At 62.4% G+C, this 25,911-nt stretch carries 26 protein-coding genes; 15 read left to right on the top strand and 11 right to left on the bottom strand.

What is annotated here, in order from left to right; all coding sequences use genetic code 11:
• Positions 1-123: 123 nt before the first annotated feature.
• From rsmI to C5J24_RS08875, 9 genes are all read left to right on the top strand, one after another.
• Entirely contained in the window at positions 124-1,041 is a 918-nt protein-coding gene (gene rsmI / locus C5J24_RS08835; protein ID WP_105417282.1) for a 16S rRNA (cytidine(1402)-2'-O)-methyltransferase, read from the top strand.
• On the top strand, positions 1,028-1,426 hold the full coding sequence (locus tag C5J24_RS08840) for a YraN family protein (RefSeq protein WP_105417284.1): 399 nt from the start codon (positions 1,028-1,030) through the stop codon (positions 1,424-1,426). The genes rsmI and C5J24_RS08840 overlap by 14 nt, the downstream gene beginning before the upstream one ends.
• 123 nt (positions 1,427-1,549) lie before the next feature.
• On the top strand, positions 1,550-2,872 hold the full coding sequence (gene ugpB / locus C5J24_RS08845) for a sn-glycerol-3-phosphate ABC transporter substrate-binding protein UgpB (RefSeq protein WP_105417286.1): 1,323 nt from the start codon (positions 1,550-1,552) through the stop codon (positions 2,870-2,872).
• Between the two features lie 77 nt (positions 2,873-2,949).
• Positions 2,950-3,834 carry a sn-glycerol-3-phosphate ABC transporter permease UgpA gene (gene ugpA / locus C5J24_RS08850; RefSeq protein ID WP_105417288.1) on the top strand — a complete coding sequence of 295 codons (885 nt, stop codon included), beginning with the start codon at positions 2,950-2,952 and terminating at the stop codon, positions 3,832-3,834.
• A 9-nt stretch (positions 3,835-3,843) separates the two neighbouring features.
• Positions 3,844-4,692, top strand: a complete 849-nt coding sequence (gene ugpE / locus C5J24_RS08855) for a sn-glycerol-3-phosphate ABC transporter permease UgpE (protein ID WP_105417290.1) — start codon at positions 3,844-3,846, stop codon at positions 4,690-4,692.
• Between the two features lies 1 nt (position 4,693).
• Entirely contained in the window at positions 4,694-5,794 is a 1,101-nt protein-coding gene (locus C5J24_RS08860) for a sn-glycerol-3-phosphate import ATP-binding protein UgpC (RefSeq protein ID WP_105417292.1), read from the top strand.
• A 110-nt stretch (positions 5,795-5,904) separates the two neighbouring features.
• Positions 5,905-6,408 carry a cupin domain-containing protein gene (locus C5J24_RS08865; RefSeq protein WP_046609561.1) on the top strand — a complete coding sequence of 168 codons (504 nt, stop codon included), beginning with the start codon at positions 5,905-5,907 and terminating at the stop codon, positions 6,406-6,408.
• Between the two features lie 75 nt (positions 6,409-6,483).
• A complete protein-coding gene (gene gshB / locus C5J24_RS08870; RefSeq protein ID WP_105417294.1) occupies positions 6,484-7,434 on the top strand; it encodes a glutathione synthase in 951 nt (316 codons plus the stop codon).
• Between the two features lie 194 nt (positions 7,435-7,628).
• Entirely contained in the window at positions 7,629-9,164 is a 1,536-nt protein-coding gene (locus C5J24_RS08875) for a YifB family Mg chelatase-like AAA ATPase (protein ID WP_105417295.1), read from the top strand.
• 129 nt (positions 9,165-9,293) lie between these two features.
• Here C5J24_RS08875 and cysK read toward each other — a convergent pair whose 3' ends face one another.
• Both cysK and dut read right to left on the bottom strand, forming a co-directional pair.
• The gene (gene cysK, locus C5J24_RS08880; protein WP_105417297.1) at positions 9,294-10,262 is read right to left on the bottom strand and encodes a cysteine synthase A; all 969 of its coding nucleotides are present in this window, start codon (positions 10,260-10,262) and stop codon (positions 9,294-9,296) included.
• Positions 10,263-10,391: 129 nt separating this feature from the next.
• On the bottom strand, positions 10,392-10,862 hold the full coding sequence (dut, locus tag C5J24_RS08885; RefSeq protein ID WP_105417651.1) for a dUTP diphosphatase: 471 nt from the start codon (positions 10,860-10,862) through the stop codon (positions 10,392-10,394).
• A 98-nt stretch (positions 10,863-10,960) separates the two neighbouring features.
• Between dut and C5J24_RS08890 the strand changes: the two genes are divergently transcribed.
• Entirely contained in the window at positions 10,961-12,544 is a 1,584-nt protein-coding gene (locus C5J24_RS08890; RefSeq protein ID WP_105417299.1) for a peptide chain release factor 3, read from the top strand.
• Positions 12,545-12,550: 6 nt separating this feature from the next.
• Here C5J24_RS08890 and C5J24_RS08895 read toward each other — a convergent pair whose 3' ends face one another.
• Positions 12,551-12,937 (bottom strand): RidA family protein, encoded by a 387-nt coding sequence (locus C5J24_RS08895; RefSeq protein ID WP_105404237.1) that lies wholly within the window; start codon positions 12,935-12,937, stop codon positions 12,551-12,553.
• Positions 12,938-13,018: 81 nt separating this feature from the next.
• On the opposite strand from C5J24_RS08895, the gene C5J24_RS08900 reads away from it, so the two are divergent.
• Positions 13,019-13,546 (top strand): Lrp/AsnC family transcriptional regulator, encoded by a 528-nt coding sequence (locus tag C5J24_RS08900; protein WP_105404236.1) that lies wholly within the window; start codon positions 13,019-13,021, stop codon positions 13,544-13,546.
• Here the strand turns inward: C5J24_RS08900 and C5J24_RS08905 are convergent, their stop codons facing one another.
• Together C5J24_RS08905 and C5J24_RS08910 are read right to left on the bottom strand one after the other, a co-directional pair.
• The gene (locus C5J24_RS08905; RefSeq protein ID WP_105417301.1) at positions 13,547-14,491 is read right to left on the bottom strand and encodes a threonine/serine dehydratase; all 945 of its coding nucleotides are present in this window, start codon (positions 14,489-14,491) and stop codon (positions 13,547-13,549) included. It abuts the gene before it with no gap.
• 62 nt (positions 14,492-14,553) lie between these two features.
• Positions 14,554-15,447 (bottom strand): LysR substrate-binding domain-containing protein, encoded by an 894-nt coding sequence (locus C5J24_RS08910; RefSeq protein WP_105417303.1) that lies wholly within the window; start codon positions 15,445-15,447, stop codon positions 14,554-14,556.
• 110 nt (positions 15,448-15,557) lie between these two features.
• On the opposite strand from C5J24_RS08910, the gene C5J24_RS08915 reads away from it, so the two are divergent.
• Complete coding sequence (locus C5J24_RS08915; protein WP_105417305.1) at positions 15,558-16,265, top strand: glutathione S-transferase family protein; 708 nt, start codon at positions 15,558-15,560, stop codon at positions 16,263-16,265.
• 101 nt (positions 16,266-16,366) lie between these two features.
• Here the strand turns inward: C5J24_RS08915 and otsA are convergent, their stop codons facing one another.
• Positions 16,367-17,743, bottom strand: coding sequence for an alpha,alpha-trehalose-phosphate synthase (UDP-forming) (gene otsA / locus C5J24_RS08920; protein WP_105417307.1), 1,377 nt, complete (start codon positions 17,741-17,743; stop codon positions 16,367-16,369).
• Positions 17,744-17,760: 17 nt separating this feature from the next.
• Positions 17,761-18,576 carry a trehalose-phosphatase gene (otsB, locus tag C5J24_RS08925; protein ID WP_105417309.1) on the bottom strand — a complete coding sequence of 272 codons (816 nt, stop codon included), beginning with the start codon at positions 18,574-18,576 and terminating at the stop codon, positions 17,761-17,763.
• A 195-nt stretch (positions 18,577-18,771) separates the two neighbouring features.
• Here otsB and C5J24_RS08930 point away from each other — a divergent pair, with 195 nt between their 5' ends.
• A complete protein-coding gene (locus C5J24_RS08930) occupies positions 18,772-19,566 on the top strand; it encodes a class II glutamine amidotransferase (protein ID WP_105417311.1) in 795 nt (264 codons plus the stop codon).
• A gap of 3 nt (positions 19,567-19,569) precedes the next feature.
• On the opposite strand, the gene coaBC is transcribed toward C5J24_RS08930, so the two are convergent.
• Positions 19,570-20,775, bottom strand: a complete 1,206-nt coding sequence (coaBC, locus tag C5J24_RS08935; protein ID WP_105417313.1) for a bifunctional phosphopantothenoylcysteine decarboxylase/phosphopantothenate--cysteine ligase CoaBC — start codon at positions 20,773-20,775, stop codon at positions 19,570-19,572.
• Positions 20,776-20,902: 127 nt separating this feature from the next.
• Between coaBC and C5J24_RS08940 the strand changes: the two genes are divergently transcribed.
• Positions 20,903-21,262: a hypothetical protein gene (locus tag C5J24_RS08940; protein WP_105417315.1), complete on the top strand. Its 360-nt coding sequence runs from the start codon at positions 20,903-20,905 to the stop codon at positions 21,260-21,262.
• 223 nt (positions 21,263-21,485) lie between these two features.
• The gene (locus C5J24_RS08945; protein ID WP_105404228.1) at positions 21,486-22,046 is read left to right on the top strand and encodes a glyoxalase superfamily protein; all 561 of its coding nucleotides are present in this window, start codon (positions 21,486-21,488) and stop codon (positions 22,044-22,046) included.
• Between the two features lie 28 nt (positions 22,047-22,074).
• Here C5J24_RS08945 and C5J24_RS08950 read toward each other — a convergent pair whose 3' ends face one another.
• From C5J24_RS08950 to ubiB, 3 genes are all read right to left on the bottom strand, one after another.
• Complete coding sequence (locus C5J24_RS08950) at positions 22,075-22,851, bottom strand: hypothetical protein (RefSeq protein ID WP_105404227.1); 777 nt, start codon at positions 22,849-22,851, stop codon at positions 22,075-22,077.
• Positions 22,838-24,196, bottom strand: coding sequence for a hypothetical protein (locus tag C5J24_RS08955; protein WP_105417317.1), 1,359 nt, complete (start codon positions 24,194-24,196; stop codon positions 22,838-22,840). Before C5J24_RS08955 ends, C5J24_RS08950 begins: the two co-directional genes overlap by 14 nt.
• Positions 24,197-24,346: 150 nt before the next feature.
• The gene (gene ubiB, locus C5J24_RS08960) at positions 24,347-25,909 is read right to left on the bottom strand and encodes a 2-polyprenylphenol 6-hydroxylase (RefSeq protein WP_105417319.1); all 1,563 of its coding nucleotides are present in this window, start codon (positions 25,907-25,909) and stop codon (positions 24,347-24,349) included.
• Positions 25,910-25,911 lie beyond the last annotated feature (2 nt).

Raw genomic sequence — 25,911 nt, forward strand, 5'->3', positions numbered from 1 at the left:
TTCACATCTGTCTCACGCACTGCACACAGAAAATATGCGTTCTCAACAGCTTGCCCGTTACTTGCCGAAGCCGGCCGGCTTGCCCATAAAGGCTCATGACCATCCATCTGCGCGTGATACCCCTTGACCGATGAACCGAAGAGCAGCCAGCGCGGCTATCGCGTCGCCAATACTTTCGTGCCCGCGCGACCGCTGGAGCCGGCGCTTTATCTGGTCGCAACCCCGATCGGCAATCTCGGCGACATCACGCTGCGGGCGCTCGAAACGCTCTCAGGTGCCGATGTGCTCGCATGCGAGGATACCCGGGTGACCCGCGTGCTGCTCGACCGCTACGGCATCGTCAACCGTCCCTACGCCTATCACGAGCATAATTCCGACGAGGTCGGCCCGAAGCTCATCGCCGCGCTGCAAGAGGGGAAATCGGTGGCGCTGGTCTCCGATGCCGGCACGCCGCTCGTCTCCGATCCCGGTTACCGGCTCGGCCAGATGGCGATCGAGGCCGGCCATAAGGTCGTGCCGATCCCCGGCGCCTCGGCGCCGCTCGCAGCCCTCGTCGGTTCCGGCATGCCGTCCGATGCGTTCCTGTTTGCCGGTTTCCTGCCGGTCAAGGACAAGGGTCGGCGGGACCGGCTGGCCGAGCTTTCGAAAGTGCCGGCGACTTTGATCTTCTTTGAATCGCCGCATCGCATCGGCGCAACGCTTGGCGCCGCCGCCGCAGTGCTCGGGGGCGGCAGACGTGCAGCGGTCTGCCGCGAATTGACGAAGACGTTCGAGGAGTTTCGCCGCGGCACGTTGGAGGAGCTTGCCGCCTACTACAATGACGACCGCGTCGTGAAGGGCGAGATCGTGCTGCTCCTGGCGCCGCCCGAGGCAGAGGAGCCGCCCGGGGAAGTCGAGGTGGACGTGCTGCTGCGCCAGCTTTCGGCCTCCATGCCAGCCGCCAAAGCGGCGGCCGAAGCTGCCCGCGTCACCGGACTTCCGCGCAAGGATCTCTATCAGCGGCTTCTGAACCTGAAAGGCGAGGCGGGTGGCGGAGATTGACCCGGTCCTGAGGCGCCGCAAGGTCGGGCGGCAGAAAGCTCAGCGGCAAAAGGCTCAGCGATGGGGCCATGCCTCGGAATATCTCGCTGCGCTTTATCTCCTGGTCAAAGGCTATCGAGTCCTTGCGATCCGTTACCGCACCAAGCTCGGGGAGATCGATCTGATCGTCCGCAAAGGCGATCTGGTGGCCTTTGTCGAGGTCAAGGCGCGGGTCGGCGAACAGGAGGCGATCGACGCCGTCGGTTACGTCACCCAGAGCCGAATTCGAGCCGCAAGCGATGTCTGGCTTTCAAAGCGGCAGGATGCCGCGAGATTGTCTCGGCGTTACGACGTGATCGCGGTGCTTCCCGGCCGTCTGCCGCGGCATTTTGCGAATGCTTTCTGACGCTGATGTGAAATTATTGCATAGGTGTGCAATGTAATATTCCTGACATAAAACTGTTAAGGGCCTGTCACAGCCTGGCCCTATTGCGGTCCTCACCCCAACAGAGGTGGAGAGGACCTTAAAATGTTCAAAAAACTTTCGATGGCCGCGATCGCGGTCGCACTGTCTGCGACCTCGTCGCTTGCCGCGACAGAAGTCACCTGGTGGCATGCCATGGGCGGCGAGCTCGGCAAGAAGCTCGAAGAGATCGCCCAGAAGTTCAACGAGAGCCAGAGCGACTACAAGGTCGTTCCGGTCTACAAGGGAAGCTATCCGGAAACGTTGACCGCCGCGATCGCCGCGTTCCGTGCCGGCCAGCAGCCGGCCATCGTCCAGGTCTTCGAAGTTGGTACCGGCACGATGATGGCCGCCAAGGGCGCCGTCTATCCGGTCTACAAGCTGATGGCCGATGAAGGCGAACCCTTCGACACCAAGACATTCCTGTCTCCTGTTACCGGCTACTATTCCGATACGAAGGGCAACATCCTGTCGCTGCCCTTCAATTCCTCCACGCCGATCATGTATTATAACAAGGACGTCTTCAAAAAGGCCGGCCTTGATCCCGAGGTTGCCCCGAAGACCTGGAAGGAAGTCGAGGAATTTTCGAGGAAGATCGTTTCCTCCGGCGCTGCCAAGTGTGGCGTGACCTCGGCCTGGATCACCTGGGTCCAGACCGAAAACCTTTCGGCGCTGCATGACAAGCCTTTCGGCACTCTGCAGAACGGTTTCGGCGGTGTGAAGTCTGAATTCAGCTTCAACGGTCCTCTGCAGACCAAGCACTGGGCAAACCTGAAGAAGTGGCAGGACGAAGGCCTGTTCAAGTACGGCGGTCCGGTCGGTGGCGACCAGGCGGCGACCATGTTCTATTCCCAGGAATGCGCCATCACGATGAACTCCTCCGCAGGTCGCGCAGGCGTCATCAACAACGCCAAGACCTTCACACCGGGCTTTGCCCCGCTGCCTTACTACGATGACGAGATCAAGGAGCCGAAGAACTCCATCATCGGCGGCGCCACCCTCTGGGTGCTGAACGGCAAGGAAAAGGCGACCTACAAGGGCGTAGCCAAGTTCTTCAGCTATCTCTCCAAGCCTGAAGTCCAGGCCGATTGGCACCAGTTCACCGGCTACCTGCCGATCACCAATGCCGCGTACGATCTCGGCCAAAAGCAGGGCTACTACGCAAAGAACCCGGGTTCCGACATCGCCATCAAGCAGATCACCCGCGGTACTCCCTCGGAAAATTCGAAGGGCGTACGGTTCGGCAACTTCACCCAGGTCCGCACCATTGTCGACGAAGAGTTCCAGGCGCTCCTCGCCAACAAGAAGGACGCCAAGCAGGCGCTCGACAGCGCGGTGCAGCGCGGCAATGCGCTTCTGCGTGAATTCGAAGCTGCCAACTCGAACTGATTGTTCCTATTGCTGCAGGGAGGACCGGCTGTCGCCGGCCCTCCCTTGCTTGCTTGTTACGTTGTGGTGAGGGACCGGTGGATACCAAAAGAACAACCTTCAACAACCGCCTGCTGCCCTATCTGCTGCTCGCGCCCCAGCTCGCTATCACGCTCGTCTTCTTCATCTGGCCTGCCGCGCAGGCAGTGAAATCCTCCTTCGAGCGGGAAGATCCTTTTGGCTTCTCGACCGTTTTCGTAGGGTTGACCCACTATCGGCAGTTGTTTGCGGACCCGAATTATCTGGATGCGCTCGGGCGCACCGCCGTATTCGCGGTATCCGTCACCGTTCTTTCGATGATGCTCGGCCTCGCATTCGCGGCTGCGGTCGATCGCCTGGCGCGGTCCGCAAAAGTCTATACCACCCTGCTTGTCTGGCCTTATGCCGTCGCCCCCGTCGTGGCGGGGGTCCTGTGGTGGTTTCTCTTCAATACATCCACCGGCCTGCTGCCCTTCTTCCTGGAGCGCCTGGGCATTCGCTGGGACCATGATCTCAATGGCACGCATGCCATGATCCTGATCATCATCGCGGCAGCCTGGAAGCAGATCTCCTACAACTTCCTTTTCTTCCTGGCCGGGTTGCAGTCGGTGCCGCAGTCGCTGATCGAGGCTGCCGCCATCGACGGTTCGGGCCCGGTGAGGCGCTTCTTCACCATCTCTCTGCCGCTTCTGTCGCCGACGACGTTTTTCCTGTTCATCATCAACGTGAACTACACGATGTTCGACACCTTCCCGATCGTGGATGCCACGACGGGGGGAGGGCCTGCCCAGGCGACGACCACGCTCGTCTACAAGGTCTACCAGGACGGTTACGTTGGTCTGAACATCGGTTCGTCCTCGGCGCAGTCGGTATTGCTGATGTTGATCGTGATGCTGCTGACCTTCGTTCAGTTCCGCTTCGTCGAACGCCGCGTCCAGTACTGAGGAACGATCATGGTTGAAAATCGCCCCTTCCTGACCTTCCTCACCCACGCTTTCCTGATCCTCGGATTTCTGATGGTTGCGCTACCGGTCTATGTCGCGATCGTGGCATCGACCCACGACGTCTCGACGCTGATGAGCGGGCCTGTCCCGCTTCTGCCGGGGTCGCATCTCATCGAGAACTATTCGACCATTCTGACGAGTGCCTCCGCGGCTCACGGCCTGCCCAATTATTCGCACATGGCGCTGAACTCTCTGATCATGGCACTGGCGATCACGATCGGAAAAATCTCGATCTCGATCCTTTCCGCCTTCGCCATCGTCTACTTCCGGTTTCCGTTCCGGCTGCTGGCCTTCTGGATCATCTTCGTGACCCTGATGCTGCCGGTCGAGGTGCGCATCATGCCGACATACAAGATCGTCGCCGACCTCGGCATGCTGAATTCGTGGGCCGGTCTGACCGTCCCGCTGATCGCATCGGCCACGGCGACCTTCCTGTTCCGCCAGTTCTTCATGACGGTCCCCGACGAGCTTCTGGAAGCGGCCCGGGTGGACGGGGCAGGCCCTATGAAGTTCTTCCGGGACATCCTGCTGCCGCTCTCGCGCACCAATATCGGCGCGCTATGCGTCATCCTCTTCATCTATGGCTGGGTTCAGTACCTCTGGCCGCTCCTGGTGACCACCGACCCCGGCTATTACACGCTGATGATGGGAATGAAGCGCATGGTCACCGTGCAGGACGGTGTCATCGAGTGGCAGCTGGTCATGGCAGGTTCCGTTCTCGCCATGCTTCCCCCCATCCTCGTCGTGGTTTTCATGCAGCGGTTGTTCATCCGCGGGCTCACTGAAACGGAGAAATAACATGGCTGGAATTCACATTTCAGAAGTTTCGAAGATTTATACGGGCGGCGTGAAAGCGGTAAGCTCCGTCTCCATCGACATCGTCGACGGCGAGTTCATCGTCCTCGTCGGTCCTTCGGGCTGCGGCAAGTCCACGCTGCTGCGTATGGTTGCAGGGCTGGAAGCCATTTCCGCAGGCGAGGTGACGATTGCCGGACGAGTCGTCAACCAGATCGAGCCGGCCGAGCGCGACATCGCCATGGTGTTCCAGAACTATGCGCTCTATCCGCATATGACGGTCTACAATAACCTCGCCTACGGTCTGAAGAACCGCGGCACGCCGAAGGCCGAGATCGACGCCCGTGTCGCCGAAGCCGCCCGCATGCTGGAGATCACCCAGTATCTGGAACGCAAGCCCCGCCAGCTTTCCGGTGGCCAGCGCCAGCGTGTCGCCATGGGCCGCGCCATCGTGCGCAAGCCGGCAGCCTTCCTGTTCGACGAGCCGCTCTCCAACCTCGACGCCAAGCTGCGTGTTTCCATGCGCGGCGAGATCAAGCGCCTGCAGCGCCGGCTTGGTACCACGTCGATCTACGTGACCCACGACCAGCTCGAAGCCATGACGCTGGCCGACCGTCTCGTCGTTCTGAACGGCGGCCAGATCGAGCAGATCGGCGCACCGCTGGAAGTCTACCACGCGCCGGCCTCCACCTTCGTTGCAAGCTTCATCGGCTCGCCGGCCATGAACCTCGTCAAGGGCGAGCTGCATGGCGACAAGCTGGCGATCGGCCCGGCGATGATCGCCCTCAACGGTTTCGCGCCGACCTCCGGTGCCGTCACCGTCGGCGTCCGCGCCGAGGATCTGCGTATCGCCCGCGACGACGAGGAGGCTCTGCCCTTCCGTCTCGAATACACCGAGGAGCTTGGCGCCCAGCGCCTGATCCACGGCACGGTGGGCGACCAGCAGATCACCGCCGCCGTTTCTCCGGAGATTGCGCTATCGCCGGAAATGCGCATTGCCGTCGATGCCAAACGCCTGCACTTCTTCTCAATCGAAACGGGCAAGCGCCTGCCGGGCAACGTTCCGGCAGAGGCAAAGCTCGCGCCGGTCGAGCCGGTTATCTGAGGGCCCAATCCGAAATTGAGGCCGATCGTTAAAATTCTAACATCGGCCTGAAGAGCGGGCTTACTCTTTGCCGCTAGCATCTCCCGGAATTGACAGCTTCCGGGGGAAACATGAGTTGGCACGTCCTCGCCGCGACCGCAGCGGCAATTGCATTTCGGTCCAAGTCCTACGCACCTGAAAAGCCGAAGGTGAAGCCGTTTATCGGCGCCTGTCCGCATTCTCTCGAAATGAAGCCGATGCCGATCGAGCCCACCTGGGTCATCGCCGGCGATCCGCAGGCGCGTGCCGGTTCTCATTCCACAGCCGAGGACGATTGCGCGACGACCGGTGTCTGGGAATGTACGGCCGGCGAATTCCGCTGGTACTTCCATTGGGACGAAACGGTGGTGATCCTCGAGGGCGAAGTGCATGTGACTGCCGAAGACGGCACCCAGCGCGTTCTCCAGGCAGGCGATGTCGCCTATTTCAAGGGCCGGACCTGGGCCACCTGGCGCATCGACAAATATCTGAAGAAGGTCGCCTTCATCCGCCGGCCTTTCCCGAAGCCGATCGCCATGCTTTTCCGCCTGCGCAACATGTTGCGGGCAAAGACGCAGGTCGGCATCTCCGCGTGATATCGGCCCGATTGCAGTTGCCTTTGGAGGCCCGCCATCCTACATCAGGCGGGCCAATCCTAGGGGGCTGAAGTCATGGCGAAAATCCGCAAGGTCGCGTTCCAGATGGACCATATTTCCGGCATCAGCATTGCCGGCGATTCCACCTTCGCCATGGCGCTCGAAGCGCAGGCGCGTGGCTTCGAGCTGTTTCACTACACTCCCGACCGCCTGACCATGCGTGACGGCAAGATCTTCGCCGCTGTCGAGCTGCTGCAGGTGCGCGACGTCAAGGGCGATCATTTCACGCTCGGGGAGAAGGAACGCGTCGATCTGTCGGAGATGGACGTCGTTCATCTGCGTCAGGATCCGCCCTTCGACATGGGCTATATCACCTCGACCCATCTGCTCGAGCGCATCCACCCGAAAACGCTTGTCGTCAACGACCCCGCCTGGGTGCGCAACTCGCCGGAGAAGATTTTCGTCACCGAATTCGCCGATCTGATGCCGGCAACGCTGATCAGCCGCGATCCGGGCGAAATCGCCCGTTTCCGGGAAGAGATGGGCGATATCATCCTGAAGCCGCTCTACGGCAATGGCGGTGCCGGAGTTTTCCATTCCGCCCGCGACGACCGCAATTTCACGTCGCTGCTCGAAATGTTCGGCCAGATGTATCGCGGCGAACCCTATATCGCCCAGGCCTATCTGCCGGCCGTGCGCAAGGGCGACAAGCGCATCCTTCTGGTGGACGGCGAGCCGGTCGGCGCGATCAACCGGGTTCCCGCCGAACACGACAGCCGCTCCAACATGCATGTCGGCGGCCGCGCCGAGGCGACCGAGATCACGCCGCGCGAGAAGGAAATCTGCGCCCGCATCGGACCCGCCCTGCGCGAGCGCGGCTTCATCTTCGTCGGCATCGATGTCATCGGCGATTACATGACCGAGATCAACGTCACATCCCCGACGGGCATCCGCGAAGTCAAGAAGTTCGGCGGCGCCGACGTCGCAAGCCTCCTCTGGGATGCAATCGAGGCAAAACGCGGCTGATGAATGCAAGGCGTTTCGGATACGGATCGCCTTTGTTCTCACGATACAACCGCCAGCAACCCATTTGCAGCGGATGCGTGAAATTGTTCGGTTAATGTTCTTGTTTCATTCTGATTTCTATGCCAGATTGCAATTCCTGGCACGGAAAGCGTGTATCGCTGCGTCCCGGACATGAAGTTAGGGGCGGGGTGGTTATGGTTTCGCGCGTCAGCACAGTCGCATTCCAGGGCATAGAAGGCGTTCCGGTCGACGTGCAGGTCATGGTCGGGCCGGGCAAGATCAACATGCATATCGTCGGCCTGCCGGACAAGGCGGTGGCCGAGAGCCGCGAGCGGGTGCAGGCGGCGTTGCACGCCTCCGGCCTTGCCATGCCGCCGAAGAAGATCACCGTCAATCTGGCGCCGGCCGACCTTCCGAAAGAAGGATCGCATTTCGACCTGCCGATCGCACTGGCACTGATGGCGGCGCTGGGCGCCGTTCCCGGCGATGCACTCACCGGTTATGTCGTGCTCGGAGAACTGAACCTCGACGGCACGCTCGCACCTGTGGCCGGCGCACTTCCGGCGGCAATCGCCGCCAACGCTCTGGGTAAGGGCCTGATCTGCCCGGCTGACAGCGGCGCCGAAGCCGCCTGGGCAGGGGCCGAGATCGATATCGTCGCGCCGCGCAGCCTGATCGCCCTCGCAAATCATTTCCGCGGCACCCAGGTCATCTCCCGCCCGCAGCCGGCAAGTCGCGCCTTGCCTGCCAATTTGCCCGACCTCGTCGACATCAAAGGCCAGGAATCGGCCAAGCGGGCGCTGGAAGTAGCCGCCGCCGGTGGCCATAATCTTTTGATGGTCGGCCCTCCCGGCTCCGGCAAATCCATGCTTGCCGCCCGGCTGCCGTCCATCCTGCCGCCGCTTTCAGCCGCCGAACTGCTGGAAGTGTCGATGATCCATTCGATCGCCGGCCAGCTTTCCGGCGGTAAGCTTTCCGATCGCCGGCCTTACCGCACGCCGCATCATTCGGCCACCATGGCAGCGCTGGTGGGCGGTGGCCTGCGCGCCAGGCCCGGGGAGGCATCGCTCGCCCATCACGGCGTGCTGTTCCTCGACGAATTCCCGGAATTCTCGCCACAGGCGCTGGACGCGCTCCGTCAGCCGCTGGAGACCGGCGAGTGCATTATCGCCCGCGCCAATCATCGGGTTTCCTATCCTGCCAGCATCCAGCTCGTCGCCGCCATGAACCCGTGCCGCTGCGGTATGGCGGGCGAACCCGGCCATTCCTGCGCACGTGGGCCAAAATGCATGTCGGACTACCAGGGGCGCATTTCAGGGCCGCTGATGGACCGTATCGATATCCGCATCGACGTGCCGGCCGTGTCCGCCGCCGATCTCATTCGTCCGCGGCCGGCGGAAAGTAGTGCGGATGTCGCCAGGCGCGTGGCGGCTGCGCGTGACAGGCAGCGGGAGCGGTTCGAACAGGCCGGTTATCCGCGGGTCCTCACCAATGCCCGCTGCTCGACGGCCCTGATCGAGAAGATCGCCGAACCCGATCCCGGTGGTCTCCAGTTGCTCAGGGATGCGGCCGAAAAGCTCAAGTTCTCGGCCCGCGGATACCATCGGATATTGAAAGTCGCCCGCACGCTCGCCGATCTCGACGGCAAGGATACGGTCGGCCGCATTCATCTCGCCGAGGCGATTTCCTATCGCATGGTCGGCGAACGGCTGGCGACGGCCGCGGCGTGAGGGGAGTGAGCAGTGATTAGTCGGTAGTGATTGGTGAGTAGTGGATGGAGCTTTCGGCAGCTTGTATGCCGCCGGCTTTGCCCGACACTACCCACTACCCACTACCCACTACCCACTACCCACTACCCACTAATTCCCCAACCCTTCAAACAGCGCCGTCGACAGATAGCGCTCCGCAAAGGAGGGAATGATGACGACGATCGTCTTGCCGGCATTTTCCGCGCGGCTGCCGACTTCGATGGCGGCCTGCAGCGCCGCACCGGAGGAAATGCCGACCGGCACGCCTTCGAGCCTGGCCACCAGACGGGCCATCTCCATGGCCTCGCTGCTGTTGACGGTGATGATCTCGTCATAGATGTGCGTGTCGAGGATTTTCGGTGCGAAACCTGCACCGATGCCCTGGATCTTGTGCGGCCCGGGCTGTCCGCCGGAGAGGACCGGCGATTCTTCCGGTTCGACGGCAATGATCTTGAGTGCCGGGTTGCGCTCCTTCAGCACCTGGCCGGCACCGGTGATCGTGCCGCCGGTGCCGATGCCGGAAACGAAGATGTCGATCTTGCCGTCGGTATCGTTCCAGATCTCTTCGGCCGTCGTCTTGCGATGAATCTCGGGGTTGGCCGGATTTTCGAACTGCTGCGGGATGATTGCATCCGGAAGCGAAGCGGCGAGTTCTTCCGCCTTGGCGATCGCACCCTTCATGCCTTTCGGGCCTTCGGTCAGCACCAGTTCGGCACCGAGGAGGGCGAGCATCTTGCGGCGCTCGATCGACATGGTCTCCGGCATGGTCAGGATCAATTTGTAGCCCTTGGCGGCGGCGGCGAAGGCGAGCGCGATGCCGGTATTGCCGGACGTGGGCTCAACCAGCGTCGTCCTGCCAGGCGCGATCTTGCCCTCGGCCTCCAGGCTTTCGATCATCGCCACCCCGATACGGTCCTTAACCGAAGCGATCGGGTTGAAGAATTCGAGCTTGGCCAAAAGATTGGCCTTCACGCCCTTTTCCTTGGCCAGCTTGTCGAGGCGCACGATCGGCGTGTCGCCGATGGTTTCGGTGATCGAGGAATAGATTCGGCCGCGGCCCGGCTTTCTGGTCTCTGGCATAGTGCTCTCCCTAAGTTTGGAGAGAAGTTAGGGCGTGTTCCCCACGAATGCCAGCAAGGCGGAACCGGACGGAAAGAGAAATGGAAATTTTGTTCCCGGAAGTGGTCGGGAACGAAAACGCCTTTGCGTTCAAAGACCGGTCGAGCCGAAGCCACCGGCACCGCGGGCAGTCGTGGAGGTTTCCGTAATCTCGGTCACCCGAGCCTGGGTCACCGGCGCGATCACCATCTGCGCGATCCGCATGCCACGGGTGATCACGAAATCCTCGACGCCGAGATTGATCAACAGCACCTTCACCTCGCCGCGATAATCGCTGTCGATCGTGCCCGGCGTGTTGAGGCAGGTGATGCCATTCTTGAAGGCAAGTCCGGACCGCGGCCGCACCTGCGCCTCGAACCCTTCGGGAATTTCGAAGATGAAGCCTGTCGGCACCAGTGCCCGTTTGCCGGGCGCGATCGTCAGCGGCATGCCGTCCTCGACGGCGGCGCGCAGGTCCATGCCGGCAGCGCCCGCGGTTTCATAGGCCGGCAGATCGAGGCCGGCGCCGTGAGGAAGGCGGACGAGATTGAGCTTCGGCGAGGAGGGTGCGTGAATGTTCATCATGTCATTTGTCGACCCACGGTCGCTCCGGTCAAACACGAATTGAAAGTTATCCACGGAGTCGTTAGATACGCGGCAACGTAAAGGATCTAGAAAAAATGCCCGAAACGATTGCCGAGGCGGTTTCCCGCCGCCGCACATTCGCAATTATTGCCCATCCGGACGCGGGCAAGACGACGCTGACCGAAAAACTGCTGCTGTTCGGCGGCGCGATCCAGCTCGCCGGTGAAGTGAAGGCGAAGAAGGACCGTATCCAGACCCGGTCCGACTGGATGAAGATCGAGCGCGAACGCGGCATCTCGGTCGTCACCTCGGTGATGACCTTCGAATATGACGGCAACGTCTTCAACATCCTCGATACGCCCGGTCACGAAGACTTCGCAGACGACACCTATCGCACGCTGACGGCGGTTGATGCCGCGGTCATGGTCCTCGACGCCGCAAAAGGCATCGAGCCGCGGACGCTGAAACTGTTCGAAGTCTGCCGCATGCGCGATATCCCGATCATCACCTTCGTCAACAAGATGGACCGTGAAAGCCGCGATCCCTTCGAGATCCTCGATGAAGTCGAGGAGAAACTGGCGCTCGACACCGCCCCAGTCACCTGGCCGATCGGCCGTTCGAAGAGTTTTTGCGGTTCCTATAACCTGGCGGACAATACCGTCCGCGGCTCGGATACGGACGTCAAGGCGACCCCGGTCAACGGCCCGCAGAGCGTTGCCGACCGCCTGCCGGAAAACGAACGCGCGGCCTTCGTCGAGGAAACCGAGCTGGCGATCGAGGCTTGCCGGCCCTTCGATCGTAAGGCTTTCCTCGAAGGCCACATGACGCCGGTCTTCTTCGGCTCGGCACTGCGGAATTACGGCGTGCGCGACCTCATCGATGCGCTGGGCGATTTCGCCCCGCCGCCGCGAGACCAGGTGGCGGACATCCGCACCGTGCACGCGACCGACGACAAGATGACGGCCTTCGTCTTCAAGATCCAGGCGAACATGGACCCGAACCACCGCGACCGCATCGCGTTTGCGCGCATCTGCTCCGGTAAGCTGGAGCGTGGCATGAAGGCGCGGCTGTCGCGCACGGGCAAGCAGCTCGGGCTGACGGCGCCGCAGTTCTTCTTCGCGTCCCAGCGCCAGTTGGCCGATACCGCCTACGCGGGCGATGTGGTCGGCATCCCGAACCACGGCACGCTGCGCATCGGCGATACGCTGACCGAAGGCGAACAACTGGTGTTCCAGGGCGTGCCGAACTTTTCGCCGGAAATCCTCCGCCGCGTCCGGCTGGAGGATGCCATGAAGGCAAAGAAGCTCAAGGAAGCGCTGCAGCAGATGGCGGAAGAGGGCGTCGTGCAGCTCTTCTCGCCGGAAGACGGCTCGCCAGCCATCGTCGGCGTCGTCGGCGCGCTGCAGCTCGACGTCTTGAAGGAACGGCTGCAGGGCGAATACGGCCTGCCGGTCTCCTTCGAAACGTCGCGCTTTTCGATCTGCCGGTGGATTTCGGCCGAAAATCAGGCCGATCTCGACAAGTTCCTGACGGTAAAGCGCGGCGATATCGCCCGCGATCTCGATGGCGATCCGGTTTTCCTGGCGCAGGACAGTTTCTCGCTGCGCTATGAGTCGGAGCGTTATCCGGCCATCAAGATGGTCGCGATCAAGGAATATCAGGTTGCCAAGGCGGCGTGAGACTGCTCACGCCGCGGCAATGATCTCGATCTCCACCAGCCAGTCGTCGCGCAGCGTCTCGACGACGATGGCGGTCGTCGGCACGATGCGGCCGCCGAGTGCTGAAAGCCGCGCATTCTGGTTTGCCTCCACATAGGAGGCGTGCCGCAGATAGCTGGTCAGCCGCACGATATTGTCCGTCGTCATCCGCGCTTCGGCAAGAATCCGGTTGAGGTTCGACCAGATCAGGCGGAGTTGGTTTTCCAGGTCGGTGCCCGCCGCTCCATTCCCATCGAGGCCCATCGTGCCGCTGACGAAAAGAAAGCGGTCGGGGCTGCGCACTTCCATGGCGTGCACATAGTCCGGCGTCGCGGCATAGACGCCATCCTTTGGGTTATGGGCAATCATCTTCATCTTGCTTCCTCTGGAATTTCATCTGGTAATGCCTCATTCTTGCCGAATACTATTCGGCAGAAAAGCTGAAGAGGCGATGGGATGGAAAATACAGAGGATGTTCGGCCGAAGCGGCGGGAGCCTGCCCCACTGGACGCTTTTGACCGAAGGATATTAGCAGCACTCGCCGCCGATGCGGACCGGAGCTATGCGGCGCTGGGAGAAATCGTGGGCCTGTCGCCGCCTGCGGTGCATGAGCGCGTCAAGCGATTGAAGCGTTCGGGCGTGATCCGCGATACGGTGGCGCGGCTGGATGGTACGGCGGTCGGCAAGCCTCTCACAGCCTTCGTGCATGTGGAGGCGGCGGGCTGGGGCAAGAGCGAGCGGCTCATGCAGATCGCCCGTTTTCCGGAAGTGGAGGAACTGCATTCCGTTGCCGGCGATGCGAGCGTGATCCTCAAGGTGCGGATGGAAAATCCGCAGGCGTTGGAATTCCTGCTCGGCCAGATCCATTCGCTGCCCGGCGTGCGCGGCACCCGCAGCTATATCGCACTTTCCACCTATCTCGACCGACCGGTTCAGGCGGAGGTCACGACGGAATGGCCGAACGTGCCCTTGCCGCCGGAATGATCAGTCGAACTTGACCGCCGTCGTGTTGGAACCGCAGACCAGCACGCAGACGCGTTCGTCGAGGCCGGGAACATATTTGCCGGAAAGCAGCGCGGCGAAGGCTGCGGCACCGCCGGGTTCGGCAACGATACGGGCGCCGGCCCACAGTGCCTTCTGAGCAGCGAGGATCTCGTCGTCGGTCACCAGGATCGGCGGCTGGAGGAATTTCTGGGCAACGGGGAACATCAGTTCGCCGACCTGTTTCGGCGCCAGTGAATCCGCCGCGATGCCTCCGGCCGGCGCATCCACGGGGCGGCCGGCCTTGAAGGCTTCGTGAAGCGTCGGCGCGCCGTCGGATTCCACCGCGACGATCTTCACCCGGCCGCGGAACCAGGAGGCGATGCCGCCGATCAGCCCGCCGCCGCCGACGGCAACGATCAGCGTCGTCATCTCCGGCAGGTCGTCCTCGATCTCCTTGCCGAGCGTGCCCTGGCCGAGCAGGGTTTCCACCTGGTCATAGGCATGGGCGGCGATTGCACCGCTCGTCGCCACATAGGTCTGGCTCGCCGCCAGTGCATCGTTATATCGGTCGCCGCCGACCACCAGTTCCGCGCCATAGGAACGAATGAGGTCGATCTTCGCCTGCGAGGCCACGCTCGGCACGAAGATATGCGCCGGAACGCCGAGCCTCATCGCTGCGTAGGCGACGGCCGCCCCATGATTGCCGCCGGACGCGGCGACGACGCCGGCCGCCGGGACATTGCGCGTCAAAAGGTTGGTGAAGGCGCCGCGGGCCTTGAACGAGCCGGAATGCTGCAGCAGCTCGAGTTTCAGGTCGATCGGCAGCGGTGCCCCGCCGAAATCCCGCATGTCGACGCGCATCACCGGCGTGCGGCGGATATGCGGACGGATGAGCGTTTCGGTTTCCGCGATACGTTCGGGCGTGACGGTGTGTTCGATCGACATGATGGCCTCTTGGGAATGGAACGGCCATGGGTAGCCGCCAAGCCGCCGAAATGAAAGTCCTTTTAGGCGCCGATCCGTTCGCTGAGAAAGTCGACGACGGCGCGCACCGCCGGAAGCTGCCCGCGTCGATGCGGCATCAGGATCGTCGTGGTGATGCTGCCGGCCGTCCAATCGGGCAACAGGCGGATCAGCCTTCCTTCGGCAAGCGCTCCGCGGCAGACGGAAGTCGGTAGGCAGGTCAGGCCAAGGCCTGCCATCGTTGCCTTCATGATCACCAACGGCTCGTCAGCGGAAAGCACGGATCTGGGTGTCACGACGACCGCTTCGCCATCCCCAGAGGCCAACTTCCAGACCATGTCCGTTGGGCCGGCGGTGACCGCCCTGTGCCCGGCGAGATCCTCCGGCCGTAAGGGTTCGCCATGGGTGCGAACATAATCCGGTGAGGCGACGACGAAAAAAGGGTCGGTCGCAAGCTTCTTCTGCAGCAGCGTCGAATCCGGCAGCGGCGCCTGGTGGCTGCGTACCGCGATATCGAAACCTTCCTGAACGATATCGACGAACCGGTCGCTGACATGCAGCGAAAGATGCAGTTTCGGATATCGTGCCGAAAGCTCGGCCAGATGATCGGCGAGGATGAATTGCGCGGTCGGCACCGCCGCCGTCATCCGCACGATGCCGCTCGGCTCGCCGAGATGGGTACGCACGATGGTTTCCGCCATCTCCGCCTCGATCACCGATGCCTGCGCGTGCCGGAAGAAATCCCGGCCGAGATCGGTCAGCGAGAAACTGCGGGACGTTCGCTGGATCAGCCGCACGCCGAGCCGGTCCTCAAGTTCCGCCACGCGTTTGCTGACGGTGGATTTCGGCACGCCGAGCCGGCGCCCTGCCGCGGAAAAGCCGCCGTGCTCCACTGCTTGCACAAAGAAATAGAGATCGTTGAGGTTGGGCAAAGTCATCCTCAGCTTCCATGCTTGTAGACTTAAAGGTGGAAAATTGACGTCTACCGCGCCGGCGTCCACGAAATCATATTGCTGGTGTCTCAAAGTTTCAATCCAGGGAGTATGAAATGACACCGATCCTGTTTTACGGCGTTCCGGAAGGATGTTCCTTCGGCTCGATCGTCGCGCTCGAATGGACCGGCGCGCCTTATCGGCTGTGCCGCATCGAAATGCCGGCCGTGGTTTCGAGCGAGGCCTACAAGCCGGTCAATCCGATCGGCGAAACACCGTCGCTGATGCTGCCGGATGGCCGGGTGATGAGCGAAAGCATGGCGATCCTCAACCACATCGCCGCGCGCACGGTGGGGAAAGGCTGGGGTTTCGATCCGAAATCGGAAAAATTCGACCGGCTGAACCAGATGCTGGCTTTCCTCAATACTGCCTTTTTCAACGCCTTCGGTCCGCTCTGGCACACGGTGGAGCATGAACTCGACCCGCAGGCCAAGCAGGCGCTTCGCACCTATGGTATCGCCAAGGTCGAAAAGGCGCATGCGCAGCTCGAAACGCTCCTTGGTGGACGCGAATGGCTGCTCGGCGACGAGAAGAGCTTCGCGGATGCCTATTTCGCCGGCATCGCCCGCTGGAACGATTTCCACCAGGTTGTCGACCGGGGGCAGTTTCCGGGGCTCAATGCACTCTACGAGCGTCTGCAGCAGGACCCCGCGGTGCGGTTCGCCTGGGCCATCGAACATCAGGAAGAAGCGCAGACGAGCGGCCAGTTCCTTGGCCATGTGAGCCTCGACGAAGCGCTCGGATCTCTGAAGCAGGCGGCGTGATCGCCTATCTTCATGCACAGTCATGGCGTCCTTGGGGACGTCATGACCAAGGCACTCGCCGGGCGTGGCACCGGGGGTTGATCTTCAGGGTTTTGAGGAGCTTACGCTGCTGTAAGGTCGTTGAGGAAATCGTCGCACCAGCGCGTCACGTCGTGTTTGAGAAGATGTTCCATCATGCGGCCCCAGCGCTCCTTGCGCTCCTCGATCGGCATGTTGATGCCGCGCGCGATCGCGTTTGCCGTGCCTTCGATGTCATAGGGATTGACCAGCAGCGCCCCGCGCAGTTCCCGCGCAGCACCCGCAAAACGCGACAGCACCAGAACGCCTGGATTTTCCGGATCCTGTGCCGCGACATATTCCTTGGCGACCAGGTTCATGCCGTCGCGTAGCGGCGTGACGAGGCCGATTTTAGCGAGCCGATAAAGGCCTGCCAGAACGGGCCTGCCGATCGAGCGGTTGATATAGCGGATCGGCACCCAGTCGACCGTGCCGATCGCACCGTTCACGCGGCCTGCCTGCTCGGCCACCATGCGCTGCATCTGCTCGTATTCCGGCACTTCGGAGCGGGATTTCGGGGTGATCTGCAGGTAGGTGACACGGTTGTGGTGGGCGGGGTTGGATTTGACGAAGTGCTCGAAGGCGTCGATCCGCTGGGTGATGCCCTTCGAGTAATCTAGCCGATCGACGCCGATGATCAGGTCGCGCCCTTCGATACTCTGCTTGGCCTTCCGCACGATGATATTGCTCGCCGCTTTCTTTGCGTATTCCGCAAAGGCGGCAGTTTCGATACTGATCGAATAGAAACCGCCCTTGAAGGTGCGTCCGTATGAGGTGAGCTTTCCGCCCTCAAGCGCCTCGCCGATGCCCTCGCGCACCAGCCCGCCCGCGAAATTCGCAAGATCGTGATCCGTCTGGAACCCGACCAGATCGTAATACGACAGCCCTTTCATGATCTCCTCGTGAACGGGCATGGTGAAAAGCACGTCAGCCGGCGGCCAGGGAATGTGCAGGAAGAAGCCGATCTTGTTCTTGAGGCCCATCTGGCGCAGTTCCGCGGCCAGCGGGATCAGGTGGTAGTCGTGTATCCAGATGACGTCGTCTTCCTGGATGAGCGGCGCCAGCTTATGGGCGAAGAAGCGATTGACGCGGAAGTAACCGGCCATCTCCTTGCGCCCATACTCCGCAAGATCCATCCGGTAATGACAGATCGGCCAGAGCACGCGGTTGGCAAACCCATGGTAATATTCTTCGACGTCCGTCTTGGTGAGATCGGTGAGCGCATAGGTGATGTTGCCATGCTGCTGCATGTCGAGCGGGGCCGGTTCCTTCGCGCCGCTGGATTTGCCGGACCATCCCATCCAGATGCCGCCGTGTTCCTCCAGGGCGGCCTGCAGCGCGACAGCCAGCCCGCCGGCTGGAGCATCGCCACTTTTCTGCGGCAGGGAGACACGGTTCGAAACGACGACAAGTCGGCTCAAGGTATTGTCCTTTCAGCTCACGCGGCGTCGGGCTTGACGCCACTCGCAAGCACTTTGATTGCCGCGCGCAAGGCAGCGGTCGAGGGGAGGGTGGATTTGGCTTGCGTGTCACCCGGTGTCTCGGTGATACGGATGGAATGGCCGCCGAGTTCGTTGGCGGTGCGGAACATCGCCTCGTCGGTCACGTCGTCGCCGATGGCGATCGGCTTGCGGCCCTTGAAGGGCGGTTGATCGAGAAAGGCCTGCAAGGCGTGGCCCTTGCTCGCCTGGGCCGGCCGGATTTCCATTACCATCTTGCCGTGCTGGAGCGTGAAGTCCGGCCCCGCCATATCGAGGTAGCGGGGCATGGCTGCCTCGACCGCCTCCCGTTGCTCCGGCGCCTGGCGATAATGGGCGGCGACGGCCGCACCCTTGTCTTCCACCAGAACGCCCGGCCATTGACGGGCCTCGCGGACAAGAGCCGCCTTCAGATCCTCGAACGCGGCGCTGATCTCGACGCGGCTTATCGCCCCGGAGGGATCGCGGCGCTCGGAGCCATGCAGGCCGGCGATCGGGAATTGATACGGGGTGAAAAGCTGGTCGGCATAGGGAAGAGCCCGGCCTGTGACCAGCGCCAACGCGCCGCCAAGCCTCATGGAAAGACGATGCAGGTTGTCAGGCAACTCCGCCGGTACGACGATCGCGTCCGGGGTCTCGGCAAGCTCGATCAGCGTGCCGTCGATATCGAGAAACAGCGCCCATCCCCCGGGGTCGAGCATGAGCCTGGCGAGAACGGGATCCCCCGGAAGGGGCGCTTCTGCTGTAGCTGGGCTCGACTGTTCTTTACGCGACATGAGCCTCTATCTAGGCCGCCAAATTCCGGCGGCAACCTCGAAAGATCACGCCTTGTCGCAAAAAGTGATACATTCTTTAGCAAGAAACCGGCATGTAACCCTCGAATTCATGTTTCATTAAGCCTTTGTAGAGACCCTGAAGTTCCTGGATTTTCGGGCCGCGCACGGTCGGCAATGTCGGAGCAGAAAGACCCCATGTGTCGTTGGGCAGCCTATCGCGGCGAACCTCTTTATCTCGAAGAACTCGTCTCCTCGCCGGCCCATTCCCTGATCGAGCAGTCTCATTGCGCCACTCGCGCCAAGACCGCGACGAATGGTGATGGTTTCGGCATTGCCTGGTATGGAGACCGGCCGGAACCCGGCCGTTACCGCGACATCCTTCCTGCCTGGTCCGACTGCAATCTGAAGAGCCTGGCGCGGCAGATCCGTTCGCCGCTCTTCCTCGCCCATGTGCGGGCGGCAACCCATGGCGCGACGCGGCGCGACAACTGCCATCCGTTCGTCCAGGGCCACTGGTCTTTCATGCATAACGGCCAGATCTCCGGTTTCGAGCGCATCCGCCGGCACATGGAGGGCATGCTCTCGGACGCGCTGTTCGATGCCCGTAACGGCACGACGGATTCCGAACTTCTCTTCCTGCTCGCCTTGCAGTTCGGCCTGGATGCCGATCCGTTCCAGGCCATGGAAAAGGCGATCGCCACGGTCGAGGATCTGTCGATCGAAAAGTCGGGCGAGGCATTGGTGCGCTTCACCGCCGCCTATTCCAACGGCCGGGAACTCTACGCGGTGCGTTACGCCACCGACCACAAGCCGCCAACGCTCTACGCGGCGCCGATGGGCGGCGAAACGGGTTATTGCCTCGTATCCGAGCCGCTGAACGACGAGGCCGATACCTGGGTGGAAATCCCGGACGGCAGCGCCGTCGTCGTGGATGCCGATGGCATGCAGGTCGCGCCCTTCCGGCCGAAGGCGCTGTCCGAAGCAGCTTGAAATCTATCCGAGCTTCGAGGCGATCAGTGCCGCAAGACGCTCTGCCACCTCGTCCTTGTCGAGATCGGGCCATTCGTCGACGCCTTTGGCGCTGATGATCTTCACCCGGTTGCGGGTGCCGCCCATGATGCCGGTTTCCGGCGACACGTCGTTGGCAACGATCAGGTCGGCGCCCTTGCGTTCCAGTTTCGCGCGACCGTTCTTTTCGACGTCCTGGGTCTCTGCAGCAAAGCCGACCACGATCTTGGGCCGCTTTTCGTGATGCCCCACGGTCTTCAGGATGTCCGGGTTTTCAGTCAGCAACAGGGGAGGCGGGGCCTCGCCGGGCTGCTTCTTGATCTTCTGGCCGGCCGACGAGGCGACGCGCCAGTCGGCGACCGCCGCCACCATAACGGCGATATCGGCGGGCAGTCGGGAGGTCACCGCCTCCAGCATTTCCTCGGCGCGTTCCACATGGACGGTCTTCACGCCGACCGGATCGGGTATGGTCACCGGTCCGGAGACGAGCGTCACATCCGCACCGAGCTTTGCGAGCGCCGCGGCAATCGCATGGCCCTGGCGGCCGGACGAGCGGTTGGCGATATAACGCACCGGGTCGATCGGCTCATGCGTCGGGCCTGATGTGACGATCACCTTTTTGCCGGCAAGCGGTTTCGGTGCGCCGTCCAGCAGTTTGACGACTGCGGTGACGATTTCCAGCGGTTCGGCCATGCGGCCGGTGCCGCTTTCGTTGCTCTCGGCCATCTCGCCGGCCATCGGGCCGATGAAATGGATGCCGTCAGCCTTCAGCGTCTCGGCATTGCGCCTGGTCGCGGGCGCTGCCCACATCTTCGGGTTCATGGCGGGAGCGATCAGGACCGGCCGGTCGGTGGCAAGCAGCACGGCGCTTGCAAGATCGTCCGCCAGCCCATGCGCCATCTTGGCCATCAGGTCGGCGCTGGCGGGTGCTACGATCACGAGGTCGTTGTCGCGGGCGAGCCTGATATGGCCGACATCCTGCTCGTCTTCGCGGGAAAACAGATCGATATAGACATGGCCGGCGGATAACGCGCCGACCGCGAGCGGCGTGATGAACTCCTGAGCCGCCTTGGTCATGATCGGACGAACCGATGCGCCCCGCTCGCGAAGCCGGCGGATGAGATCGAGGCTTTTATAGGCCGCGATGCCGCCGGAGATGATCAGAAGAATGCGCTTGCCGGAGAGTTCCATGCCATTACCCGATGCCAGAATGGCGGGAAGCTAAGCCTTTGGCCGCCGAGTTGCAATTGCCTTCCCCACTGACGGCGTCACGGAACAGTTGCAGCTGACGGGAGTTCGGCTGCAAAGGAGAGCCGTCATGAAAAAGAATTTTATTCCGAAGAAGATAGCAGGGTTCAAGGTGCCGAAATCCGTGCGCAGGTCGTCATTGCTGCGCAACATGCTGGCGAGCCGCACCGGCCGGCAGATCTTGGCGAGAGCGCTCGTCGCCGGTGCCAATGCTGCCGCCACCGCCCTGACCGACGAGCGGGCCGACATCCGCAAGCCCGGCAAGGCAAGCGGCCGCAGGCAGGCCCTTGCCGCAAGCGTGGCCGGTGAGGCGATCGAGAGCGCGACTGCCGCAGCCATCGATGTCGTCACCAGTCCGACGCGCCCGCTCTTCAAGGCAAGCGCCAAGGCGAAGGAGGGTCGGATTTTCCCGGAACCGGTCACGCACTGACGCGAAAGCAATCCGAACATCTTGCGCGAATTTCTGGACTGCATTACTCCTGTTTGCGGCCGGATGCGGCCAGCCGCCCGCGGCGCAATTCGCGCCAAGGTGAACGCATCCACCGCCTCTCATCCTTTGCCAATCCGGCCAGCGATGACGAACGGATCAGCAATGCGGGCGCTGATTGATGGGACCTGACGGGTCTTTGTTCGTCTGTTGAAGGGATGATGAGATGCGCGATTTCCGCGATGCAAAACTGATGGCGAAAAGCCTGCGCGAGGCGCTTGCCGAACGTAAGGTTGAGCTGACGCATAGCCAGGTCCTGGAACTGGTTGCGGCGCAGTTCGGCTACGACAACTGGAATATCCTTGCTGCAAAGATCGACGCGGCAGAACCGCAGCAAAGGAAGCCGGATGCGGTATCGATCCAGCCGGCGATCCCGATCTTCCGGATCTTCTCCGTCGACAAAGCGATGGAATTCTACCGCGATTTCTTAGGCTTCACCGTGGACTGGGAGCATCGCTTCGGCGAAAACTTCCCGCTCTATTGCCAGATCTCACGAAGCGGCATGCTGATGCACCTCTCCGAACATGCAGGCGATGCCTCGCCGGCAGCCAGGGTCTTCGTGCCGATGACGGGCGCCCGCGCCTTCCAGCAGGAGCTGATCGGCAAGAACTACCCCTATATGAAGCCAGGGCTCGAACAGGCGGATTGGGGTTTGGAAGTGACGGTCACCGACCCGTTCAGCAACCGCATCACCTTCTGCGAGCGGGAGATCAAGCCGCAGGGCTGACCTGGGGCCCTCAGGGCCCAACGGGACGCTAGATTTTCTTTCTCGCCGTCGCGAGCGGCTCGGTCGTCAGCTTGAAATCCGTCATTTCCTTCGGCGTCAGGTAATAGAGCCTATCCGGCGGTGTTTCGAGCGCATGGATCCAGAGGCCCGCGCCGATGCCCATCTGGTCCAGATGGCGGGCGACCCGCGCGGTGGTCGCCTGCGCGGCGGCCATCGCCTGTTCCGCCGACGGCCGGTCCTTGGCTCCGTTGAACACCTGGTGCACGCCGATCACCGCATCCTTCTCCGCCAAACGCCCGACGCCGCCGGCAAATACGATCGGGCAGGAAGAGGCGCAGAGCGCTTTCGACGCGACCTTCGTGTCGAGCTTCCTGTCGCGGATCAGCTTCGACATGGCGAGGGCATCGTCAACCGAGCCGCCGGGGGAGTTGAGCGTCACCGTCTTCACATATTCCCCGCGCGTTTCGATCTCCTTTGAGAAGCGGGCGGCGGCGCCCGGGTCGATCGTCCCTTCGGCGAGCAGCACGCCGCCCGTGGTGAGCTCGAAGGTGATCGGCTTTCTCAGCACTTCCTTGGGGCTGGCAGGCTGCACCGGCGGTGCGGCGGGCACGCCTTCGGTCAAGGCCGGCGGCAGTACGGGCTGATCTTCGTGCATCGGATCGAAGCCGGGCAAGGCGGCGTTCATCATCGTCATGTCGCGAATATCGACGACGAGGAAAACCGCGGCAGCCGAGAGAAGAATATAGAAGGCGCCGCGCATCAGCACGCCTTCATCGAGTTTGCTGATCGCCTCACCGATCCTCATGCGACCGGTCCCGGCTACGTGACTTGAGGTCGATGGCGGTGATGTTGTTCGGTTCGGCTTCAGACGCTGGTTCCGTTGATTCAGGTGCCGGCTGCGGCCTTGGCGCCGATGTCCTGTCGTCGGCTTCCGCCTTGGCGACCGCCCGCTCGACGTTCACCCCGCTCGCCCTGACGGCACGTTGGACTTCCAGCGCTCTCAGAAGCTCGGCCGCCGTGATCCGCTCCGCAAAGGGCAGGTTTTCCTCCTGGCGGCGGATCGCACCATGCACGGTGGCGAGAATGAACACCATCACACCGGGCAGCAGGTCGATGGAAATAGCGCCGGCCCAGGCGGGAATGAAGTCCTGCGCATAATGCAGCACGGCTTCGGCGGAGGAGAGCGGCACGAAGCGACGCTCCTGCACCGGCGGCCGGGCGAGGATTTCGTCGGCGGCCTTGGCGAGCGCCTTGGATTGCGCCGTGACCGAGGTGCGGACGGTATCCATCACCTGGTTCTGCCGGTTGACGAGATCGGCAGCGCCGCCATCCGGAACCGGTGCAATGAAGCCGAGCGACAGGTCGTCTGCCGCGCGGCGGATCGACGGTGCGATCGAGGTCTGGGCGAGCGAGGTGATGACGCCGGTCAGTGCTACGGCTTCCGTGGAGAACTGGTCGGCACGCGGCTCGATCGTGCCCGGCGCGGAAACCAGCGAACGCATCGTCTCGAGCCGTTTCTGGCCCTGGGAGAAGAGGTCGTCCACCTGCTCGCGCGAGGCATTGATGTTGGCTGTAAGCGACTTCATCTGCGCCGACATCTGGCTGAGAAGCTGCACGACGCTCCCCGATCCGGTCGTGCCGGTGAGCGAACCGGATTGCCGCTCGACGCCCGCGAGTTGGGAGAAACGCTCAGACGCGCGCTGGATATCCGGCAGCAGGCTTTGCGCCGCGAGCGCATTCTGGTGGGCTCGGTCGAGATCGGCGGTATAGTCTTCGACCGTTTCGGAAAGATGCTGCTCCACGGCTGCGGAGCCGGCAAGCGCCGCCGCGTTCAGCCAGCTCGACATGGCAAGGATCATCGCAGCACCGACCGCCATGACGCCGAGCATGGCCGTCCGCCCGGCCCGGGTCGTCACATGCGGATAGAACCGGGCCATATAGGACCAGAAGGCATAGATGCCGACCGAGACCGAAGCGGAGTAGATGACCGCCGCAAAAAACACGGCGGTCGGCGACCCGTCGAGAATGCTGCGCGCACCGAGATAGGTGTAGACGCCGGATGCCAGCGCCAGCACGGCAAGCGCGAAGCGGGTCATCGTCTCGACGGCCGCGACGCCGTCATGCAAGCGTTGAGTTGCGCCTAGCGCCATAAAACGTCTCCGGAAGGCCAAGTCCCAAAAGGAATGTATTCCTTAACAGAGAATGAAGAACTCGGCGGAATAAAGGCCGCTTTGGAGTTGCAATATGGCGAAAGCCCTTGTGGAGCAGGGTTTTCGCATCATCAGGCGACCGGACAAACCTCAGCTGAGCGTGAAGGCGAGATACAGCAGCGACAGCGCGATGATCCACAGCGCGACGCGCCCTGAGCGATTGTGCCGCGCCTCCGACCTACCGATGGCCTCTGTCGTCTCTGGGTCGAAGCGCAGGCCGTACTCGCTCATATAGACGAGTTCCTGGTGTAGCGTCTCCGTCTTGGCGGCGATTTCCGGCAGGGCCTCGGCAAGTTTGACGGCGGCTTTCACGCCGTCGCGCAGGTCCGAGACAATGCGTTTCGGTCCGAGATTGTCGCGGATCCATTGGCCGACGACCGGTTCCGAGGCCTTCCACATGTTGAAGCGCGGATCGAGCATGCGCGACACGCCTTCGACCACGACCATGGTCTTCTGCAGCAGGATCAGTTCGGTGCGGGTCTGCATCTCGAACAGGTCGGTGACCTCGAAGAGCAGCGCCAGGAGCCGCGCCATGGAGATCGTTTCGGCCGGCTGGCCGTGGATCGGTTCGCCGATCGCGCGGATCGCCTGGGCGAAGCTCGCCACGTCGTGATGCGCCGGTACATAGCCCGCCTCGAAATGCACTTCTGCTACGCGCAGGTAATCCCGAGTGATGAAGCCGTAGAGGATTTCGGCGAGGAAACGGCGCTCCTTTTTGCCTAATCGCCCGACAATGCCCATGTCGACCGCGACGATCGTGCCGGCAGTGTCGACGAACAGATTGCCGGGATGCATGTCCGCATGGAAAAAGCCGTCCCGCAGCGTGTGGCGCAGGAAGGACTGGATCAGCACCTCGGCGAGCTTTTCGAGATTGTGGCCGGCGGCGCGAAGAGCAGCAACATCCGACATCTTGATGCCGTCGATCCACTCCATGGTGATCACGTCGCGGCCGGTGCGTTCCCAGTCGACCAGCGGCACCCGGAACCCGGGATCGTCCTTGGTATTCTCGGCAATCTCCGAAAGCGCCGCGGCCTCCAGGCGCAGGTCCATTTCCACCTTGGTGGTCTGTTCGAGCGTCCGTGTCACCTCGATGGGCCTTAAGCGGCGGCTGGAGCGCATGAAGCGTTCCTGCATGCGCGCCAGGAGATACATGCTTTCGATGTCGTGGGCGAAGCGCTGGCGCACGCCCGGGCGCACCACCTTGATGGCCACTTTCCTGTCATTGACGACGCCGGGATGGACCTGGGCGATCGAGGCGGCCGCGATCGGCTCGCCGAAGGAGGAATAGAGATCGCCGATCGTTCGGCCGAGCGATGCCTCGACCGCCGCTTTCGCAATCGCGGTCGGGAAGAAGGCCATCCGGTCCTGCAGCATGGCGAGATCGACGGCCCAGTCGACGCCGACCACATCCGGACGGGTTGCCAGGAACTGGCCGATCTTGACATAGGAAGGCCCCAGCCGGTCGACGGCGCGGGTCAGGCGCTCGCTGCGCGCCTGCGTCTTGGAGCGAAACCGCGCCAAGGGCTCGACCAGTGCCTTGATGAGGCCGACGGAAGGCGGCATGTCCTGGGTCGGCAGCGCCGATACCACGCCCTCGCGCACAAGAACCCAGCCGACGCGGGCAAGCCGGAAATAAGCGCCGATCGTGCTCATGC

The sequence above is a fragment of the Neorhizobium sp. T25_27 genome (assembly GCF_002968565.1).
In the GTDB taxonomy this organism is placed as follows: Bacteria; Pseudomonadota; Alphaproteobacteria; order Rhizobiales; family Rhizobiaceae; genus Neorhizobium; species Neorhizobium tomejilense.